Below are 18,789 nucleotides of genomic sequence, written 5' to 3'. Positions count from 1 at the left end.
GAGCCGAACGCGCCCCTCGAAGCCCAACGTTGATACGTCCCGCGTCGGATTCACGTGCATGAACCTCCCTCGCGTGCCGAAACAGCGGTGGGCGAGGGCGACCCTCGGGCTCTCACTGCTGTTCGCGGTCGGCGCCGTCGCCTACTTCGCTATCGCCGGGGCGCCGATTCAGGGCGTCGTCCTCGGCCTCCTCGTCTTCGGCGCCGGCTACTGGGAGTACAGGAAGAAACTCCAAGAGAAGCGAGTGGCGAGGGAGTACGAGGCCAAAGCCGAGGAGCAGCGCCGGGACGGCGGGAACTGATCGGCGGGACGCGCTCCGCGCCGGTCCGGGCCCCGTCCCCGGAAATCGCCGCCGGAGAGTCCGGGGTTTCATGTGAGTGAACGGAGATACCACGAGCATGAGCGACGGACGCGAGAGCGTGTCGGACGCGATGGACTGGCTACTCGACGAGTTCGAGGCGGACGACGCGGTGTCGTACGCGGAGGTCGGCGGCGTCTACCAGGAGAAGACCGACCTCGTCGTCACCGGCGACGGCCCCCGGAACGCGACGGAGTTCACTGAGACGGGCGTGTGGCTCCGCGTCTTCGCCGACGGCGCGGCCGATTACCGCTACACGAACGCGCTCGACGAGGAGAGCCTGCGCGATGCCGCCGACCGGGCGATCCGGAGCGGCGAGGTGCTAGCGCAGGAGGAGCCCGGGCGGTTCGACGCCTACACGGTTCACCGGGGGACCCACGGCGGCTGGGCGGACGAGGGGATACACGCCCGCCCGCTCGACGAGAAGGTCGCCGCGGTGGAGGACGGGCTCGCGGCGGCGGACGACCTCGCCCTCGACCGCCGGTGGGCGAACTACACGGACGCGCACGTCGAGGAGGCGGTCGGCACCACGACCGGGAGCGTCGTCCGCACGACGCTCGACCGGGCGAAAGTCGATTTCAGCCTCTCGCTCGCCGACGGGCCGAAGGTGAGCCGTCACGCCGGGTCGACGGCGGGGGCGGCCTTCCTCGACGAGATGGGTGACGCGTTCGCGACCGCTGCGGCCGACGCGCGCTCGCTGTCGGGCGCCGACCCGGTCGACGCGCCGTCCGGGGAGACGACGGTCGCGTTGAGCCCTGAAGCGGCCGGCCAGCTGTTCCACTTCGTGTCGCACTACCTCGAAACCGACACCTGCTACATGGGGATGAGCCCCTACGCCGTCGGCGACCGGATCGGTCCCGACGACCTCGATATCGAGGACGGGATCCGCGCCGGCTCGTGGGCCGCCCGCGCCTACGACACCGAGGTGAAGCCGACCACGCCGACGCGGCTGGTCTCGGACGGGCGGATCGAGCGACGGCTCCACAACACCACCACCGCCGCCGAGGAGGACGCCTATCCGGCGGGCAACAGCGTCCCGAGCCTCGGGTTCGCCGAGCCGCCGCGGATCCACGCCCGCCACCTCGCGGTCGGCGCCGGCGACGCCGACCCCGGAGCGCTCCGCGAGGGCGCCGACGTGTACGTCGAGCGGTTCGGGGAGCCGTGGTTCCGCGACGAGTTCGAACGCGTCCAGCGGGAGGGGTTGTTCCCGCCGAGCGCCCTCTACGCGAGGGACATCGACCGGAAGAGCGAGGACCGGCCCGACTGCGGTTCCGCGGAGTTCCCGGTCGCCGAGGCGTACCGGCTCGACGGCGGAGCGCGGGCCGGCCGCGTCGACGGGCTCGCCGTGGACTACACGCCCGAGGTGTTGGAGACGATATCGCGGATCGGGGCCGTCCGCGAAACCGTGACGGGCGTCTGCGAGAAACACAAGTCGCGGCTCCCGTTCGCGGTGACCGCGCCGGGCGTCCGACTGACGGCGCCGATCCGCGAGAAGGAGTAACGGGCCTAGTCGTCGGCCGGCGTCGACTCGGCGCCGTCACCGGCCGCCGCGGACGGCCTCCCCTCGAGCTCCTCGTAGGGGTCGTACCCCTCCGCGCTCTCGTAGAGGTGACAGGCGACCTCCTGTTCGAACGCCGTCTTCGCCTCGAGCGGCGGCACCACCTGGTCGCAGACGTCGCCGATGTAGTCGGGACACCGGTCTTTGAACCGACAGCCGGTCGGGACGTCGACGATGTCGCCGACCTCCCCTTGGAGCTCGACGCGCTCCCGTCCCACCGAGGGGTCGGGGACCGGGACCGCGTTGATGAGCGCCTGGGTGTACGGGTGCTGGGGGTTCTCGATGACCTGGTCGGTGGGGCCCTTCTCGACGATCTTTCCCATGTACATGATCGCCAGCCGGTCGCACATGTGCCGGAGCAGCGAGAGGTCGTGGCTGATGTAGACGACTGAGAGGCCGAACTCTTCGGTCATCCGGTCGAGAAGCGAGAGGACGCCCGCACGGAGGCTCACGTCGAGCATCGACACCGGCTCGTCGGCGACGATGAAGTCCGGGTCGAGCACGAGCGCCCGCGCGATGGCGACACGCTGACGCTGGCCGCCCGACAGCTCGTGCGGGTACTGGTTGAAGTACTGTTCGGGCGGGAGCAGCTCCGCGAACTCCAGGGCGCGCTGGACCCGCGCCGTCTCGTTGCGGATGTCGTGGATCCGCAGCGGCTCGGCGACGGTGTCGTACACCGTCATCCGCGGGTTCAGGCTCTCGAAGGGGTCTTGGAAGATCATCTGCGCGTTCTGCCTGAACCGCTTGATCTCGGCGTCGCTCGCCTCGGAGAGCCGCGTGTCGTCGTAGACGATGTCGCCGGCGGTCGGCTCGTGGAGCTTCACCATCGACATGCCGGTCGTGGTCTTGCCGCAGCCCGACTCGCCCGCCAGCCCGAGCGTCTCCCCCTGGCGGAGCTCGAAGCTCACCCCGTCGACCGCGTGGACGTAGTCGGGCCCGCCGCCGCCGAACGACTCCATCAGGCTCGCGATCCAGCCCTGATTGACCTTGAAGTGTTTCTTCAGGTCCTCGACTTCGAGGAGGACGTCGTTGCCGCTCATTCCTCGACACCACCGTCGGGGGCGGCGGTCGTCTGGTTCCACGTCCCGGGGTCATCCGCGTACGGCCGAAGCTCGGTGTCGATCTCGTCCGCGTAGTGACAGTACGACCGGAGCCCGTTCTCGTAGTGGGCCTCGGGCTCCTCCTCTCGGCACCGGTCCGTCGCCATCGGACAGCGCTCGGCGAACCGGCACCCCTGCGGCGGATCGATGAGTTCCGGCGGGTACCCCGAGATGGAGAGGAGGTCTTGGTTGCTCTGTCGGATGTTCGGGAACGCGCGCTTCAGCCCGATCGTGTACGGGTGATACGGTTGGTCGAATATCTCTTCGACCGGACCCTCCTCGGCGACTTTCCCGGCGTACATCACGATGACGCGGTCACAGGTCTCGGCGACGACGCTCACGTCGTGCGTGATGACCAGCATCGAGGAGTTGATCTCCTCTTGGATCGAGCCGATCCGCTTGAGGATCTGGTCTTGCATGATGACGTCGAGCGCCGTGGTGGGCTCGTCCGCCAGCATCAGCGACGGTTCGAGCGCGAGCGCCATCGCGATCATGGCGCGCTGGCGCATCCCCCCGGAGAACTGGTGGGGGTAGTCGTCGGCGCGCTCCGGGTCCAACCCGACGAGCTCGAACATCTCCGTGACGATCTCCTCGGATTCCACGCGGCCGGTTCCCGGCCGGTGGGTCTCGATCGCCTCGACGATCTGCTCGCGGATGGTGTACACCGGATCCAGCGAGTTCATCGCCGACTGGGCGATCATGGAGATCTCCTCCCACTTGAGGCGGCGGCGCTGGGGCTCGGGCATCTCCGTCAGGTCGTCGCCTTTGAAGTTGATGCTCCCGTTGTTGATGTAGCCGGCGTCGGGGAGGATGCCGATGATCGCCTTCGCGAGCGTGGTCTTCCCGCAGCCCGACTCGCCGACGATGCCGAGGTTCTCCCCCTGTTCGAGTTCGAAGGAGACGCCGTCGACCGCCTGTGCCGGCCCGTCTTCGGTCTCGTAGTAGACTTCGAGGTCTTCGACTTCCAATTGGCTCATTGTAGTTTGGGGTTCGTGATCTCTTCGTAGCCGCGGCCGATGAGGAAACCGCTGATGACGAGCAGGCCGATGCAGATTCCCGGCGGCACGAACCACCACCACGCCCCGAACGAGAGCGCGGAGTAGGCGCGGGAGGCCTGCAGCATCGTTCCCCACGAGACCGTGTTGGGGTCGCCGAGACCGATGAAGGAGACGCCGGCCTCGGCGAGGATGGCCCACGCGATGCCGAACGACCCGTAGAGGAACGTCATCGGGAGCACGTTGGGCGCGAGGTGTCTGCTGATGATGTGCCAGTCGCTGGCGCCGGCGACCTCTGCGGCCTTCACGAACGGGCGCTCACGGAGCGACAGCGACTGCGAGCGGATGACGCGGGCGGTCGATCGCCACTGGAGGACGATCAGCGCGAGGATGATGTTCCAGAGGTTCGGCCCCAACACCGCGACGAGGACGATGACCGTCGGGAGCAGCGGCATCCCGTAGAGGAAGTCGACGAGCCGCATCAGCGCGTCGTCGACCTTCCCGCCGTAGTAGCCCGCGACGAGCCCGACGAGGGTACCGATCCCCGCGGTGAACACCGCGGCGATGATGCCGACCATCAGCGCCGCGCGCGTGCCGTACACGAGCTGACTGAAGATGTCGTAGCCCGCGGCCGTCGTTCCGAGCAGGTACTCGGAGTCCGCGCCGAGCAGCGACGGCTCCACCCACTTGTCGATGAGGACCCCGGCGTCGCCCTGGTACTGCCGGACGAGGGGCTGGTGGGTCGCGATGTACGGCGCGAAGATGGCGATGACGACGAACCCCGCCACCGTGAGCATCGAGAGCTTGACCGACAGCTCGTCGGTCAGCATCCCCCAGTGTTCTCGGAGGGTCTCCCGCCAGAGGCGGAACGTCCGCTGCCACTTGTTGACCTCCGCGTCGGTACTGGCGTCGTCGAGGTCGGTGAATATCGACTGGCTCGATTGTTCTTTTTGGGCCATTGTGTTAGTCGTAAGTAACCCGCGGGTCGAGGTAGCCGTACGCGAGGTCCGCGAGGAAGTTCAGGAAGATGATGGTCGACGCGAGCACGATGAACGTCCCCTGCGCGACGGGGAAGTCGCGTCGGAGCACCGCGCGGACCATCTCCCGGCCGATACCGGGCCACGCGAACACCGTCTCGATGAGGACGCTCCCCCCGACGGCGTAGCCGAGGGCGATCGCCGCCGCGGTGATGATCGGCAGGAGGGCGTTGCGGGCGGCGTGTTTGAACATGATCGTCCGCTCTTTGAGTCCCTTCGCGCGACAGACGTCGATGAAGTCCTCGGAGAGCACCTCGAGCATGCTCGAGCGCATGATCAACAGCGGGTACCCCATGTAGTAGAAGGCGAGCACCGCCGCCGGGGCGATGAGGTGACGGACGAAGTCCATCGTGAACACCATATCGAGGAACCCAGTGCTCTGCCCGCCGGTGCCGAGACTGGTCATCCCGCTCATCGGGATGACGCCGAAGGTCGCGCCGAAGATCCACAGCACGATGAGGCCGACGTAGAACGTCGGCACGCTGCGGGCGGTCAGGGCGGTGATGACCGTGCTCCGCTCGAAGCGGGAGCCGCGGTACCACCCCGACAACACCCCGAGCGTGATGCCGATGGCGTACGCGATGACGAACGCCGTCAGCATCAGCACGAGCGTGTTCGGCAGGTACGTCGCGATGACGTCGGTGACCGGTTGGTTCGAGTGGAACGACTGGCCGAAGTTCAACACGACGAGGTTCTCGAGGAACCGGAAGTACTGGATGTACAACGGGTCGTTGAGTCCGTAGCTCTCGATGAGCTGTCTGCGGGCCTCCTGCGTCATCTGCGAGGAGATCACGTACGACGTCGGATCGCCGGGCATGAGCCTGAACAGCCCGAACAGGACCGTCCCGACGGCCCACAGCGTCACCACGAGCTGGAGCGTGCGCCTGACGACGAAACTAGCTTTTCCCATGTTACTTGCTCACTGGTATCACAGTTATTCGTTTAAACTTTGTGTCGATAAAGCCGTGGAACGGCCGTTCGCTCTACTCAGGCGCCTGAATGGCGCCGTCGTCGTTCCACGTGTAGCCGGCCTCCTCGAGCCGGCTCCGGGCGGCGTCGATGCTCTCCTCGTACTCGGTGACGTCCTCGGTGTGGAGCGGCCCGAACGCCGGCGAGACGATGTTGAACCCGCGCTCCGGGAAGCCGAACAGGATCTGGTCGACGATGGCCGTCCGCGGGATGGCCTCGACCAGCGCCTTCCGCATCTGGACGTCGCCGAGTCCCTCCTGGCGCTCGTTGGGGGTGAACATCCAGAACGTCGGAGCGGTTTGGAACTGGGTCCCGATGTTCTCGTTGTCCTGGTTCTGGTCGAGCTGGCGGTCGATCCGGCCGAACGGCTCGTAGTTGAGCTCGCCGTTGATGAGGTTCTCCCACACCGTCGACGCCTCGGGGATGACGCGCCAGAAGCGCTCTTCGAAGCTGACGGGCGCGAAGTGGTCGTCGAACTTGACCATCCCGAACTCGCTGCCCTGCTCCCAGTAGTCGAACATCATCGGACCGCTCCCGACGGGCTCCTCGATGTTCGCCTGACTGGGGTTGTCCCGGTCGGCCCACATGTGCTCGGGGATGATCGGGAGGAGGTTCGCGACCGCGAGGTTGAACGGCCCGAGCGCCTCGGCCATGTTGATCCGAACCGTCTCCTCGTCGACGACCTCCGCGCTGTCGATGTACTGCGACTGCGTGGAGTACAGCGGCACCTCGTTGTCGTTGATGTAGTTGTACGTGAACGCGACGTCTTCGGCCGTGAGGTCCTCGCCGTCGTGCCACGAGTGGTCGGTCCGGATCGTGTACTCCATCGTGGTCTCGTCGACGCGGTTCCAGTCGGTCGCGAGGCTGACTTCCGGGTCCGGCTCGGCGTTGTTGTTGAGCTGGACCAGGAAGTCGTACATCATGTTGAACTGGTAGACGTGCTTGCTCTCGTCGTTGTGCCCGAGCACGTTCATCGTCGAGAGCGTCTCCGGCCAGTACCCCTTCAGGGTGCTCGTGTCGCCCTCCATCTCCAGGTTGATCATCGTCCAGTACGAGTTGAACCCGTTCGCGAGGTCCGCCTGCCAGTTGCTCACCTGGTTGCTGTTGAAGATGGCCGCCTGGGGCATCTGGGTGATGGGCATCGTCGGCACGTCGTCCATCAGGATCTGCTGGATCTCGTGACACTGGTCGATCCGGGTGTCGGCGTCCGGCTCGCCCAGGTAGTTGCCCATCAGCTCGTCGAGGTCGGGGTTCTCGTACCCCGAGTAGTTGCCCTCGCCGGGGTCGGTGTTCCCCGAGTTGAACAGGTTGTTCAGCTCGGTCACCGGCTCCGAGACGAAGAACGTGTGCCACGTCGCGAAGCTGTAGTTGTACTCCTGGGAGACGCGACTGAACAGCGTCCCCCACTCGAGCACGTCGACCTCCATGTCGAGGCCGAGCTCGTCACCGAACTGGCTCGCGATGAGGTTGATCGCGTCGTGTCGCGGTGGGTTGTAGCTCTGCGCGTTGTTGACGTAGGTGTACGTCGGGAGGTTACTTCCCTCGTTGCCGGCTTCGTCGCCGCCGTCGCTGCCGTCCTCGCTGCTGTCGTTGCCGTCGCCGCCGTCGCCGCCGTCGCCGCCGTCGCCGCCGTCGCCGCCGTCGCCGCCGTCGCCGCCGCTACAGCCGGCGAGGGCCGTGAGACCGGCCGTACCGCCCGCAGTCGTCGCTTTCAGGAACTTGCGTCGATTAACGTCCTCGTCTGACAGGACCATGGAACGGCCTACCATTTCAGGAGATAGTATATAAATTTACGGCCCATCCGCTTCAGCAGTCTTTTATGCATATAACGTGGGAGACAATCGCCGTTTCCCCCTGTGAATGTACTGTTTTGGCCCCTATTTCTGAACCCACATATCCTCATGGTCGTTAATTATAAACAATCGAAACACCGAGCCCGCGTTCGATTCGGCCTCGTCCCCCGACCGCGCGGTGTTCGCCCGCTGAAGGCGGCGAAAGGGCCGGCCCGTCCGAGGGACCGGGGCGAACGGCCTCACTCCGACTCGACCAACAGCGGGTCGTCGTCGGGGACCGCCATGTCGAGTAGCACGTCGTTCTCGTACACCGCGGCGCGCTCGCGGCGGCTGAGGACGTATCCGTCGCGGTCGGCGGCGACTTCGGACTTCAGCTCGCCGTGCTGGTCGACGATTTCGGCGACGACGTCGCCCGCCTCGACGAAGTCGCCCTCCGTCGCCCGATAGCGGACGATCCCCGCGACGTCGGTGTGGGGACCGTCGAACCGCCTGAGGTCGCCGTCGCGGTCGAACGCGAACTCGGGGTGCCGGTCGGCGGGCCGGTCGACCATTTCGAGCGCGTGGAGGACGTTCCAGACGCCGTCGACGGCCGCCGCGACGACGTCGCGCTCGACGACGAGCCGGCCGCCGAGCTCCGGCGTGAACGCGAGGATCCCGTCGGCGACGGCCGCGCCGCTGAGCGAGTGCTGGAGATCGCGGGTCTCGGTCTCGTCCGGCGGGAACTGGTTGACGACCGGCAGCCCGAAGGCCTCCGTCAGTTCGATGAGCCGGTCGCGGAGCACCGCCGCGTCCGAGACGCTCCGGTCCTCGCCGTACGAGACCCGCGGCTGAATGGTGTATGGGTGGGTCGCGACCCACGAGGTGTGAAGCGAGACGAGCGCGTCGGCCGTCGCGCGGATGTCGTCGTATATCCGGTCGCAGATCACCTGTTGGACGCGCGGCGGCGTCTTCGAGCCGTCGTCACGACCGAAGTAGCGGTTGGGGTCGTCGCCGTGATAGGAGGACGTCCGGGAGGCGGTTCGGAACCCCGTGGGGTTCATCACCGGGAGACAGACGACCGCCCCCGCGAGCTCGGCGACGTCGACTCGCTCCGAGAGGTCGTGTATCACCGCCGTTCCGGTCGGCTCGTCGCCGTGGATCGTGCCCGTTACCCACACCGTCGGACCGGTCTCGCCGCCGTTGAGCACCGTCACCGGGAGGTCCTCGGACCCCCCGACCGGGAGCTCCGTCACCGTCCGGTGCCCGGTCGCCGTCTCGCCGGGGCCGGCCTCGGCCGTGCCGACCTTCATCGGTCTCCCCCGTCGTGCCCTCGGTGGTCGTCGTTTCGAGCGGTCATCACGTCGCTTCGAGTGGGCCCGGCACTATCAGTTTATGTGCTGACTTGTGCTCCGGCGGGCGAGCGGACAGACGCGACCGCGGCGCACGCCGGCGGGCGGAGGCGACCGCGGCGCGGACGAGACCGCCGGTCACTCACCGGGTCCACTCGCCCTCGTACAGCGTGGTTCCCTCGTGAGCGACCGTCGTCCGGACGCGACACTCCGACGGGGAGATCCGGCTCGTCGCGTCCACGAGGAACGTTCCGAGGTCGTTCTCGACGGTCATCCGGTGGGCGTTCCGGGCGTCGATCGACGCCGGATCGCCCCCGTCGACCGTCGCCTCGTGAGTCGACTCGGCGGCGAACGCTCCGTGCGGGAGGTCGACGCGCTGCTCGCTCGACTTGACGGCGCGGACCCCGTCCGAGACGTGCGTCCGCGACGTCTCCCACTCGGTCGACCCGGTCGCCCGCTCGGCGCGCGCGGAGATCCGTTCCTCGTCCGGTCCCGCCATCCGGATCGCGTCGGCGAACGCGGGGTCGGCCGCCGCGTGCCGGCGGCCGGAGAACCGCAGGCGGGACGGCGCGGCCGGGCTCGACCGAACCGTGATCGGCTCGCCGAGCGACGGCCCGTCCGGTCCGGGAATCGCCGCCACCTCGGGGAAGAGCGCCGTCCCGACCGCGAGTCGGATCCGGTGACCCGCCTCGAACAGGTGCGACGTCGGCTCCAGCGCGACAGCGAGGTCCGTCTCCTCGTCCGTCGGCAGCGGGTCTCGAGAGTCCAGCCCGTCGCGGAAGGCGCCGCGGACCGCCCCGTGCGCGACCGTCCGACCCCGACCGGCGGGGTCGACGTCGACCAGTCGCACGACGACCGTCGGGTCCGGGACGGGAGATTCGATCCGGAGTTCGACCTCGCCCGTCCCGGTGAGCTCCACGGGCCGGTCGAGCGGGTCGGTGTCGAACGCGAGCGTCCGCGCGTCGTCGTCGTTCGTGAGCGGCGGCGCGGTCGCCGCGCCGTACGGGTCGACGGAGGCGAGCCCGACGGTCGGGTCCGGCTCACAGGCGAACGCGGCCGCTTCCGAGAACTCGCGAGCCGTCGCGGTCGACCCGTCGAATTCGTCGTCCCCGTCGAGGACGTCGGCGCCGTCGGGAACGTCGGCGCCGTCGACCGCGAGCCCGTCCGGCGTGAGCGCGAACGCCATCCGGTCCGCGCCCCCGTCGCCGAGGGTCGGCCACGCGTCGAGCCCGCGCCAGACCCCCGCGCGAGTCCCGCCGCCCTCCCGCTCGGTCCAGACCCGGTAGGGCGGGTGATCGAGGACGCCGGTGTCCTCGTCGCGCAGGAACCGGTCGAACCAGTCGGCCACCTGCCGGCGGAAGTCGACGGCCGACTCGCGGCCGCGGTGGGGCATCCGGTGGCGCCACGGGCCGAGCAGGACGCGGGTCGGCGCGTCGATCCGGTCGACGTACCGGAGCGTGTCTTCGGTGTAGGGGTCGCGCCAGCCGTCGACGGCGAGGACGGGCACGTCGATCCGCTCGACCGGTATCGCTTTGTCCGCCCAGTACTCCCCGTCGGGGCCGGCGTCGAGGAACTGGAACAGCCACGGGTCGCGGTCGTCGAGTTGACCGAGCCGTTCCAGCCACGCGTCGAGCGACGCCGGGTCGCCGGACGGATCCGAGGGCGGTTTCGCGTCGAGCGCCTGCATCAGCGTGAGCCAGTCCATCCCGATGGTGAGCAGCTCGAAGAGGCCGCCGTAGGTGTACGCGTTCCTGACCCCCTCGAACGGGGTGTGGATCGGGACGATCGCCTCGAGCGCGTCCGGGCGCTGCGCGGCGGCGTCGAGCGCGGTGATCCCGCCGTAGGACTTCCCGAACATCCCGACCTTCCCGGTCGTCCACGGGCGGTCGGCCAGCCAGTCGACGATCGCGGCCGGCTCTTCGCCCTCCCGGCGCGTGAACGGTTCGTCGATGAACCCCGTCGACCCGCCCGTGCCGACCATGTCGGCCGCGATAACCTCGTAGCCCAGGGCGGCGAGGTACCGGTTGAGCGGGTCGTACCCGCCGTACGTGATGCTGTCCTGTTGCGGGTACGGCACGTAGTTGAGGAGCGCCGGCGACGGACCCGGCTCGTCGACGGGCTCGTAGCGGGTCGCCGCGACGGTCTCGTCGCCGACGGGGATCCGGAGTCCCTCGTGGCGGGCGATCCGCCCGGTCACTGCAGCTCGTCGGCCCACGGCCACGGTCGGTCGTCGCCCCACGGCCAGGAGTCCGTCGCCTTCATCCCGACGTCGTGGCCCTCCGCGATCGTCTCCTCTTTCACCGACTCGGGGTCGCGGCCCGCGACCTCGCGGTCCGCCTCGGCCAGTTTCGCGACCCCCGCCGCGGACAGCACCGTCAGCTCGCGTAAGTCCCGGACGTCGAGCTTGTCGAGGGTGTCGCCGTGCGTGTGGCCCCACCCCCGGCCGCTGTCCTCGGCGGTCGAGCGGCCCTGCGCCGCGGCGACGCCGCGCTGGGCGAACGGCCAGTGGTCGCTGTGCGGGCGGAGCCCGTCCTCGACCGCGATCGGCACGCCGAACTCGTCGCTCACCTCCTCGAACGCCTCGCCGATCTCCGGCGCGCCGTGGGGGTAGATCTCGAGGTCCCGCGAGTAGCCCGCGCCGTCCATGTTAACGACGCATTTCACGCGGTCGAGGTCGTGGGTGTGCGACCAGTAGTACGAGCCGTAGAGCCCGGTCTCCTCGGCCCCGAAGACGAGGAGCCGGACGCGCGTCTCGAGCTCGTCTTCGATCGACGCGAGCGCCCGGCCCACGCCGACGACGAGCGCCGACCCGAACCCGTTGTCGTTCGCGCCGACACCCACGTCGTGGGCGTCGACGTGCGCGGTGTACAACACCTCCTCGTCGGTGTCGGGGCCGACGACGGCCTCGACGTTCGCGGAGGTGGCCGGCTCGTTCCGCGCCTCGACCGAGAGCGTCGCCTCGACGCCGCGGTCCGCCTCGGCGTCGTCGCAGTGGCGCACGAGCCGGTCGCCGAGCTCCTTGCTCAGCCCGACGGCCGGGATCGGCCCCGGCCCGTTCGTGTGACCGACGTCGCCGGTCGGCGGGAGCGCCCCCTCGATGTGGTTGTAAAACAGGAACCCCTCCGCGCCCGACTCGGCCGCGTAGTCGTACTTCTCGCTCCGGTGGACCCACCGGTCGTAGTCGTCGGGGGTGAGGCTCGACGCCATCGCGATGCATCCCGAGAGGTCGACGCCCTCGAAGTCCTCCGGGAGGCCGTGACCCATGTCGACGATACTCCCGGTGACCGTCCCCGACGGCGTGCCCGGAAGCTCGACGAGCTCGTGGCTCCCGTCGAACGTCGTCGATCGGCCGCCGCGATCGACGGTGAGGGAGGCCTCCCCGCGCCACCAGCCGGGGATCGGGAACGGCGTCGTCGAGACCTCGTCGAGCCCCGCGTCCTCGAACGCCTCGGCCACGAGCGACGCCCCCGCGGCCTCGCCCTCGTGGCCGGGCATCCGATCGCCGAGGTCTGCGAGGTCGCCGAGCAGCTCCCACGCGGTCGATTCCGTGTACGCGTCACCGACGGTCTCGGACGGCAGGGTTGTCATACGCTCCCACACACGTGCGTCTCGTATATGATTCCGCGGGGACGGCGGGAGGATTGCCGGGAGATCGCGGTCAGTCCGCGTCGCTCGCTCGGTCCACGAGCCCGCGGGCGGTCGCGAACAGCTCGTCGGCGTCGCTCTCGTCCCGCGCCTCGGCGGTGATCCGAACCAGCGGCTCGGTCCCGCTCGCTCGCACGAGGAACCAGCCCGCCTCCGTCTCCACTCGTATCCCGTCGAGCGCGGACACGTCGTCGAACTCCTCGCGGGCGAGGTCGGCGACGCGGTCGACCACGGCTCGCTTCTCGTCGAGTCGGATCGAGTCCCGCCGGATCGGGTACGACGGGAGGTCGTCGACGAGTCCGGCCAGCGACCCCGCCGCGCCGACCAGCGCGGCCAGCGTGCAGGCGGCGAGCGGGCCGTCGGGACAGCGCGTCCGGTCGGGCCAGATCCACGCGCCGCTGGGTTCGCCGCCGAACGCGACGTCCGGCTGCCGCGTCTCGGCGGCCACGTACGCGTCGCCGACGGGCGTGTACGTCACCTCGGCGCCGACCTCGGCGAGCGCGTCGGCGACGAGGAGGCTCGTGTCGACCGGCACCGCCACGCGGTCGCCCGCCTCGGCCTCACGCCGGGCGAACAGCGCGAGCAGCGCGTCCCCCGAGACGAATCGTCCGCGCTCGTCGATCGCCATCAGCCGGTCGGCGTCGCCGTCGTGGACGACCCCGAGGTCCGCGTCGGTCGCCTCGACGACCGCGCAGGCCGTCGCGCAGTTCTCGGCGGTCGGCTCGCTCGGCCGCCCCGGGAACCGACCGTCTCGCTGGGCGTTGAGCGTCTCCACGTCGCAGCCGGCCGCGTGGAGCGCGTCGGCGGTGACGCGCCCGACGCCGTTCCCGAGGTCGACGACGACGGCGAGGTCGTCCGGGAGCGCGACCGACTCCCGGAGGGCGCGCTCGTGGCGGTCCCGGGCGCCCTCCAGCCGGCGGTGGGACCCGAGCTCGTCCCACGCCGCGAACTCGAACGCCTCCGCCTCGACGACGTCCGCGATCCGGGCGTTCGCGTCCTCGTCGAACGCGCTGCCGTCCGCGCTCCAGAGCTTGATCCCGTTGTCGGGCGCCGGGTTGTGCGAGGCGGTGACGACGACGCCGGCGTCCGCGCCCTCGGCGACGACCGCGCGGGCGACGGTCGGCGTCGACTGGACGCCGACGTCGACGACGTCGCCGCCGCACTCGGTGATTCCGGCGGAGAGGGCGCGGCTCAGCGTTCGCCCGCTCTCGCGCGCGTCCCGGCCGAGAACGACGGTGTCGGCGCCGTCCGTCGCGAGCGCGCGGCCGACGTCGAGCGCGAGGCTCGCGGTGATCTCGTCGCCGACGCGTCCACGGACGCCGCTCGTCCCGAACATACCGCGGTTTCACCGCCGGGCGAAAAGACGTTTCTGGTCCGATCCGGGGAACCGGGGCCTCGCACACCGGCGGAGGGGGCCGAGCGCGACGCCGACCGCCTCGAACGACCACCGGCGGAGACGCGCTCAGCCGCCCGATACCGGAGTGGCCCGGGATTCCTCGTGTACCCGGGCTGACGATTCGCTACCCGCCGGGCGATTCGGGCTCTGCGGGGCTCGGTAGTGGGGCTCTCAGAGCGCCCACCCATGTTATGCGTGTCGGCGTCCCTTCCCCGCTATGTCGTCACCTCCGTTTATCGACCCCGAATCGGGAGAGTTGGACGTCCGGCAGATCCGAGCGGAGGCGTTCCCGCTCGCGGGCCTCATCGTCCTGTTCGGCGGTGCGGCCCTGCTGTTGTTCCTGATCTCCCTGCTGGTCGGCGGGAGCTCCCTGCTCGTCGGATTCCTCACCGTCGTCTCGCAGTTCGTGATCGCCGTCGGCACCGGGATCACGCTGATGTACGTCGTCGCGCGGGGGATTCAGCTCGCGGATCGCTGAACGCGGGGAATTGAACGCGGACCGCTGAACGCGGACCGCTGCGCGTGCCGCGGACGTGCGCCGGTGAGGCTAGCCCCGCGCGACCTGAACGAGCGGGAGCGCCGCCGAAACGCCGCCAAAACGACGGCGGGCCGTCTCACTCGACGTTCGGCGCTTCCTCGTCCGTTCGACCCGGGAGCGCCAGTTCGACCTCGAGTTCGGGCTCGCCGACGCCCTCGAAGTCGATCTCGAGTTCGACCGGCTCACCGAACGCGAACGGGAGCTCCCACTCGTCGGTTGCGATCGTCAGTTCGTCCCCGTCGCGGAGCTGTTCGCCGAGCTCGATCAGGAACTCGCCCGCCTCGCTCGCGTCCAGCCGGTACTCTTGTTCGAAGTCGCGGCCGGTTCGAATGACTGTGCGCTCGGTCTCATCGGTGTCGGATTCGGTGTGTGACATGTGGGTGGTCCGCTCGAACGTCGTCGACGGTCACGTCGCTCGCATTCCCTCCGACCGCGGTCCCGGATCGCCCGGAGCATCGACGTGTCGGGGGGTTCGCGGGCCGATACGTCGGGGACTCGTGTGCCTCTGGATCCGATGTCTGGGAACTCGTGTGCCTCTGGATCCGACGCTGGCTCGGCACAGGGGTGATATCAGTGACCGTCGGACCATTTAGGTGGGCCTAAAACAAAAGCGGTGCGGTTCGCGTCGTCGACGGTCAGCGCGTGGGTCGCCGACCGGAAACGGGCGGATAGTCGAACGGATCGACCGTCGGCGTCGGAACGAGAGGTCCCGCCGAGCGTTACATGTAGCCGAGGTCGCGGAGCCGCTCCATCAGGTCTTCCTTGTCCTGAGCGCGGCCGGCGCGCTCGGTCGTCCCCTCGAGGTCTTGGAGCCACGCCGGTTCCTCGGTCGTCTTGTCCGTGGACACTTCGCTGCCGAGCGAGCGGAAGCCCGCGAAGTACTTCGGCGAGATGGGGACGTCTTCCTGGGTGACTCCGTCGGGGAGGTCCTCGGCCGAGTCGGGGACGTACCCCTCGTCGGGGAACGCCTCGACCGTGTCGGGGACGACGTAGTTCCAGAACGCCTCCCAGACGTCGGCCTCGGCGAACTGCAGGATGGGTTGGATGCGGTCGTGCGGCGGGAACAGCTCCGGGTCGTGGCGCGGCGAAAAGAACGTCTCGTCCGCGCGCGCCTCCTGTTCGTCCCACCGCACGCCCGAGATGACGCCGTCGATGTCGTACTCCTCGAGCGCGTCGTTGAGCGCGACCGTCTTCAGCAGGTGATTCCCCACGTACGTGTCCAACAGGAACGGGAACGACTCCTCCTCGTACTCGAGGATCTCGCGGATGTGGTGCTGGTTGTGCTCGGAGAGGGCGTCGACGGGGATGTCGTCGCCGGGTTCGAGCCCGTGGTCGTCGACGTAGGCGCCGACGTCCTCGTTGCGTGCGTACACCAGGTCGATCTCCCACTCGTCGGCCCAGCGCTCGACGAAGTCGGTGATCGAGTCGAAATGCTGGAAGTGGTCGATGAAGACGGCGGTCGGCTTCTCGTAGCCGTACTCCTCGGCCACCTGATTGATGAAGTACAGCGTCAGCGTCGAGTCCTTCCCGCCGGTCCACATCACCGCCGGGTTCTCGTACTGCTCGAGCCCCCGCCGCGTGACCTCGATCGCCTTCTCCAGCTTGTGTTGCAACGACGGGTAGTCCGCCGGATCCTCGCCCTCGCCGTCGGTGTAATCGACGTCGACGCTCGCCGGGAAGTCATCGCTCATACGGGCTGAGTGTCAGTGCGAAGCGAAATAGGCCTTCTGAATCCGAACCGCGCCGTCGCTCCCGGCGATCGGGTCCCGCTCGGCGTAGCACAAGGGATATGTCGGCGGAACCGGACTACCGGGTCATGGGACTGTTCGACCGGCTGCGCGGCGACGACGACGAGCGCGTCGTCTTCCTCGGCATCGACGGCGTACCGTACGACCTCGTTCAGGAGCACCCCGACGTGTTCGAGAACCTGACCGACATCGCCGAGACGGGATCGGCCGGGCGCTTGGAGAGCATCGTACCGCCCGAGTCGAGCGCGTGCTGGCCGAGCCTCACGACCGGCGTGAACCCCGGCGAGACGGGCGTGTACGGCTTCCAAGACCGCGAGGTCGACTCCTACGAGACGTACGTCCCGATGGGGCGGCACGTGAAGGCGACGCGGCTGTGGGACCGCGTCACCGACGCGGGCCGGGACGCGACCGTGCTCAACGTCCCCGTCACCTTCCCGCCGTCGACGCGGATCCAGCGACAGGTCTCCGGCTTCCTCTCGCCCGGGCTCGACGCCGCCGCGAGCGACGACGCGGTCGAGCGGGTGCTCGAAGACCGGGACTACCGCATCGACGTGAACGCGAAGCTCGGCCACGACGAGGACAAGAGCGAGTTCATCGAGAACGCTCACGCCACCCTCGACGCCCGCCACGACGTGTTCACGCACTACCTCGATCAGGACGACTGGGACCTGTTTTTCGGCGTGTTCATGAGCACCGACCGGGTCAATCACTTCCTGTTCGGCGACTACGCGAACGACGGGACGTACAGCGACGACTTCCTCGACTTCTACCGCACGCTCGACGGTTACATCGGCGAGATCCGCGACTCGCTCGACGACGACACGACGCTGATCGTCGCCTCCGACCACGGCTTCACCGAGCTGGAGTGGGAGGTGAACTGCAACGAGTTCCTCGCCGGCGAGGGCTGGCTCTCGTACGACGATGACGACCACGACTCGCTCGAGGACATCGACGACGAGGCGCGGGCGTACTCGCTCATCCCCGGGCGCTTCTACCTCAATCTCGAGGGCCGCGAACCCGAGGGCGTCGTCCCCGAGTCGGAGTACGAGGCGGTCCGCGATGAGCTCCGCGCCGACCTGGAGGGGCTCACCGGCCCCGACGGCCGGCAGGTGTGCAAGCGGATCGTGAACGGCGAGGACGCCTTCGACGGCGCCCACGACGAGATCGCGCCGGACCTCGTCGTCATCCCCGCGGACGGCTTCGACCTGAAGTCCGGCTTCGGGGGCAAGGAGGCCGTCTTCACCGAGGGGCCGCGAAACGGGATGCACAAGTTCGAGAACTCGCTGCTGTACACGACTGACCCCGACGTCGACGTCGCGGGCTCGAACCTCTTCGACGTCGCGCCGACGATTCTGGACCTGATGGACGTCGACGCCGACGCCGACTTCGACGGCGAGAGCCTCATCGCGGAGTAGACCGTCACCGTCGCGGGCGCACCGCCGGTTCCGCCGCCGGGTTCAGTGCCGATTCCGCGGGCGACCTCAGCCGAGGAGCGACCAGCGCTCGCCCGGTTCGGCCCGAAACCCGTACAGGTCCTCTCCGTCGACGGCTATCAGCCGTCCTCCGACGGCGAACAGCTCCTCGACGCGGACGCCCTCCGGGAGGGGGGCGGACCAGCGACCGTCCCCGTCGGCGCCGACCGCGACGAGCGCGGGTCCCGGCTCGACTCCGTCTCCGCCCGATTCCTCGCCGACGCCGTAGATTCCGCGATCGTCGACGGCCGTCGGGCGGGAGGCCGGGAGACCCGCGTGCTCCCACGCGACCTCGCCGGCCGCCACGTCGAGCGCCCGGACGACCTCGCCGCGGTGGAGGTACACGCGCCGCCCGGCGTCGTCGCCGCCGCTCGTTGCGGCGTCGTCCCCGCTCACCCCGCCGACGGGCGGGCGCTCGTTCGGCGCCGGCACGTCCAACGCGAACCGCGGGCCGAGGTCGCGGTCGAACCCGCGCACAGACGGCCCGCCGTCGGCGGCGACCACGACGGCGTCGTCGACGACGGTGAGCCAGTCGACGCCGGCCTCGAGCGACCGGGTCGCCGACCGCTCGCCGGCCGCGTCGAACCGGGCGATCCGGGCGCCCCCCGAGTCGCCCTCGTCGACGGCGACCCAAACGGCGTCCCCGTCGACAGCGACGCGGTCGGGGGAGAGCGAGCGCGGCGACCCGTCGCCCGCGTCGGGCCACGCCTCTGCCACCGCGAAGGCGCGATCGCCGGAGCCGGCGTCGAGGACCACCGCGTCGTCACGCGTGACGGCGACCGCGAGACGCCCGCCCGCGCGGACGGCGTCGACGGTCACCGCGGGCGCGTCGCCGGTCGCACCGTCGTCGTC

15 protein-coding genes and 1 pseudogene are annotated in these 18,789 nt (G+C 69.3%); 4 read left to right on the top strand and 12 right to left on the bottom strand.

Annotation, left to right across the window (positions count from 1 at the left end; genetic code table 11):
* The first annotated feature begins 58 nt into the window (after nt 1–58).
* Nucleotides 59–301: a hypothetical protein gene (locus DJ74_RS06565; RefSeq protein WP_094524002.1), complete on the top strand. Its 243-nt coding sequence runs from the start codon at nt 59–61 to the stop codon at nt 299–301.
* A gap of 97 nt (nt 302–398) precedes the next feature.
* The gene (locus tag DJ74_RS06560; protein ID WP_094526722.1) at nt 399–1,859 is read left to right on the top strand and encodes a metallopeptidase TldD-related protein; all 1,461 of its coding nucleotides are present in this window, start codon (nt 399–401) and stop codon (nt 1,857–1,859) included.
* Between the two features lie 5 nt (nt 1,860–1,864).
* On the opposite strand, the gene DJ74_RS06555 is transcribed toward DJ74_RS06560, so the two are convergent.
* The 9 genes from DJ74_RS06555 to glmM all read right to left on the bottom strand — a co-directional run bounded on the left by DJ74_RS06555 (nt 1,865) and on the right by glmM (nt 14,119).
* Complete coding sequence (locus DJ74_RS06555; RefSeq protein WP_094524000.1) at nt 1,865–2,956, bottom strand: ABC transporter ATP-binding protein; 1,092 nt, start codon at nt 2,954–2,956, stop codon at nt 1,865–1,867.
* Nucleotides 2,953–3,993 (bottom strand): ABC transporter ATP-binding protein, encoded by a 1,041-nt coding sequence (locus DJ74_RS06550; RefSeq protein WP_094523999.1) that lies wholly within the window; start codon nt 3,991–3,993, stop codon nt 2,953–2,955. Before DJ74_RS06550 ends, DJ74_RS06555 begins: the two co-directional genes overlap by 4 nt.
* Nucleotides 3,990–4,970, bottom strand: a complete 981-nt coding sequence (locus DJ74_RS06545; protein ID WP_094523998.1) for an ABC transporter permease — start codon at nt 4,968–4,970, stop codon at nt 3,990–3,992. Before DJ74_RS06545 ends, DJ74_RS06550 begins: the two co-directional genes overlap by 4 nt.
* A 4-nt stretch (nt 4,971–4,974) precedes the next feature.
* Nucleotides 4,975–5,958: an ABC transporter permease gene (locus DJ74_RS06540; RefSeq protein WP_094523997.1), complete on the bottom strand. Its 984-nt coding sequence runs from the start codon at nt 5,956–5,958 to the stop codon at nt 4,975–4,977.
* Between the two features lie 73 nt (nt 5,959–6,031).
* Complete coding sequence (locus tag DJ74_RS06535; RefSeq protein ID WP_094526721.1) at nt 6,032–7,771, bottom strand: ABC transporter substrate-binding protein; 1,740 nt, start codon at nt 7,769–7,771, stop codon at nt 6,032–6,034.
* A 278-nt stretch (nt 7,772–8,049) separates the two neighbouring features.
* Nucleotides 8,050–9,099 (bottom strand): succinylglutamate desuccinylase/aspartoacylase family protein, encoded by a 1,050-nt coding sequence (locus tag DJ74_RS06530; RefSeq protein WP_094526720.1) that lies wholly within the window; start codon nt 9,097–9,099, stop codon nt 8,050–8,052.
* Nucleotides 9,100–9,280: 181 nt separating this feature from the next.
* Nucleotides 9,281–11,335, bottom strand: a complete 2,055-nt coding sequence (locus tag DJ74_RS06525; RefSeq protein WP_176451316.1) for a CocE/NonD family hydrolase — start codon at nt 11,333–11,335, stop codon at nt 9,281–9,283.
* Complete coding sequence (locus DJ74_RS06520; protein ID WP_094526718.1) at nt 11,332–12,726, bottom strand: M28 family metallopeptidase; 1,395 nt, start codon at nt 12,724–12,726, stop codon at nt 11,332–11,334. Before DJ74_RS06520 ends, DJ74_RS06525 begins: the two co-directional genes overlap by 4 nt.
* Nucleotides 12,727–12,796: 70 nt before the next feature.
* The gene (gene glmM / locus DJ74_RS06515; protein ID WP_094526717.1) at nt 12,797–14,119 is read right to left on the bottom strand and encodes a phosphoglucosamine mutase; all 1,323 of its coding nucleotides are present in this window, start codon (nt 14,117–14,119) and stop codon (nt 12,797–12,799) included.
* A 277-nt stretch (nt 14,120–14,396) separates the two neighbouring features.
* Here glmM and DJ74_RS06510 point away from each other — a divergent pair, with 277 nt between their 5' ends.
* Entirely contained in the window at nt 14,397–14,657 is a 261-nt protein-coding gene (locus tag DJ74_RS06510; RefSeq protein WP_094526716.1) for a hypothetical protein, read from the top strand.
* A gap of 136 nt (nt 14,658–14,793) precedes the next feature.
* Here the strand turns inward: DJ74_RS06510 and DJ74_RS06505 are convergent, their stop codons facing one another.
* A complete protein-coding gene (locus DJ74_RS06505) occupies nt 14,794–15,093 on the bottom strand; it encodes an amphi-Trp domain-containing protein (protein ID WP_094526715.1) in 300 nt (99 codons plus the stop codon).
* Nucleotides 15,094–15,436: 343 nt separating this feature from the next.
* Nucleotides 15,437–16,408, bottom strand: coding sequence for a phosphoadenosine phosphosulfate reductase family protein (locus DJ74_RS06500; protein WP_094526714.1), 972 nt, complete (start codon nt 16,406–16,408; stop codon nt 15,437–15,439).
* 125 nt (nt 16,409–16,533) lie between these two features.
* Between DJ74_RS06500 and DJ74_RS06495 the strand changes: the two genes are divergently transcribed.
* Entirely contained in the window at nt 16,534–17,880 is a 1,347-nt protein-coding gene (locus DJ74_RS06495) for an alkaline phosphatase family protein (protein WP_094526713.1), read from the top strand.
* Between the two features lie 66 nt (nt 17,881–17,946).
* Here the strand turns inward: DJ74_RS06495 and DJ74_RS19085 are convergent.
* A pseudogene (locus DJ74_RS19085) lies at nt 17,947–18,789 on the bottom strand (hypothetical protein); the annotation flags it as partial.

The sequence above is a fragment of the Halorubrum sp. Ea8 genome (genome assembly GCF_002252925.1).
In the GTDB taxonomy this organism is placed as follows: Archaea; Halobacteriota; Halobacteria; order Halobacteriales; family Haloferacaceae; genus Halorubrum.
The sequence above is the reverse complement of the archived record's forward strand: the minus strand, read 5'-3'. Positions and strand labels throughout refer to the sequence as shown.

What these genes read in the sequence shown, in the direction of transcription:
- DJ74_RS06565 (WP_094524002.1), top strand. Translation starts at nt 59, where the DNA reads ATGAACCTCCCTCGCGTGCCGAAACAGCGGTGGGCGAGGGCGACCCTC.
- DJ74_RS06560 (WP_094526722.1), top strand. Translation starts at nt 399, where the DNA reads ATGAGCGACGGACGCGAGAGCGTGTCGGACGCGATGGACTGGCTACTC.
- DJ74_RS06555 (WP_094524000.1), bottom strand. Translation starts at nt 2,956, where the DNA reads ATGAGCGGCAACGACGTCCTCCTCGAAGTCGAGGACCTGAAGAAACAC.
- DJ74_RS06550 (WP_094523999.1), bottom strand. Translation starts at nt 3,993, where the DNA reads ATGAGCCAATTGGAAGTCGAAGACCTCGAAGTCTACTACGAGACCGAA.
- DJ74_RS06545 (WP_094523998.1), bottom strand. Translation starts at nt 4,970, where the DNA reads ATGGCCCAAAAAGAACAATCGAGCCAGTCGATATTCACCGACCTCGAC.
- DJ74_RS06540 (WP_094523997.1), bottom strand. Translation starts at nt 5,958, where the DNA reads ATGGGAAAAGCTAGTTTCGTCGTCAGGCGCACGCTCCAGCTCGTGGTG.
- DJ74_RS06535 (WP_094526721.1), bottom strand. Translation starts at nt 7,771, where the DNA reads ATGGTCCTGTCAGACGAGGACGTTAATCGACGCAAGTTCCTGAAAGCG.
- DJ74_RS06530 (WP_094526720.1), bottom strand. Translation starts at nt 9,099, where the DNA reads ATGAAGGTCGGCACGGCCGAGGCCGGCCCCGGCGAGACGGCGACCGGG.
- DJ74_RS06520 (WP_094526718.1), bottom strand. Translation starts at nt 12,726, where the DNA reads ATGACAACCCTGCCGTCCGAGACCGTCGGTGACGCGTACACGGAATCG.
- glmM (WP_094526717.1), bottom strand. Translation starts at nt 14,119, where the DNA reads ATGTTCGGGACGAGCGGCGTCCGTGGACGCGTCGGCGACGAGATCACC.
- DJ74_RS06510 (WP_094526716.1), top strand. Translation starts at nt 14,397, where the DNA reads ATGTCGTCACCTCCGTTTATCGACCCCGAATCGGGAGAGTTGGACGTC.
- DJ74_RS06505 (WP_094526715.1), bottom strand. Translation starts at nt 15,093, where the DNA reads ATGTCACACACCGAATCCGACACCGATGAGACCGAGCGCACAGTCATT.
- DJ74_RS06500 (WP_094526714.1), bottom strand. Translation starts at nt 16,408, where the DNA reads ATGAGCGATGACTTCCCGGCGAGCGTCGACGTCGATTACACCGACGGC.
- DJ74_RS06495 (WP_094526713.1), top strand. Translation starts at nt 16,534, where the DNA reads ATGGGACTGTTCGACCGGCTGCGCGGCGACGACGACGAGCGCGTCGTC.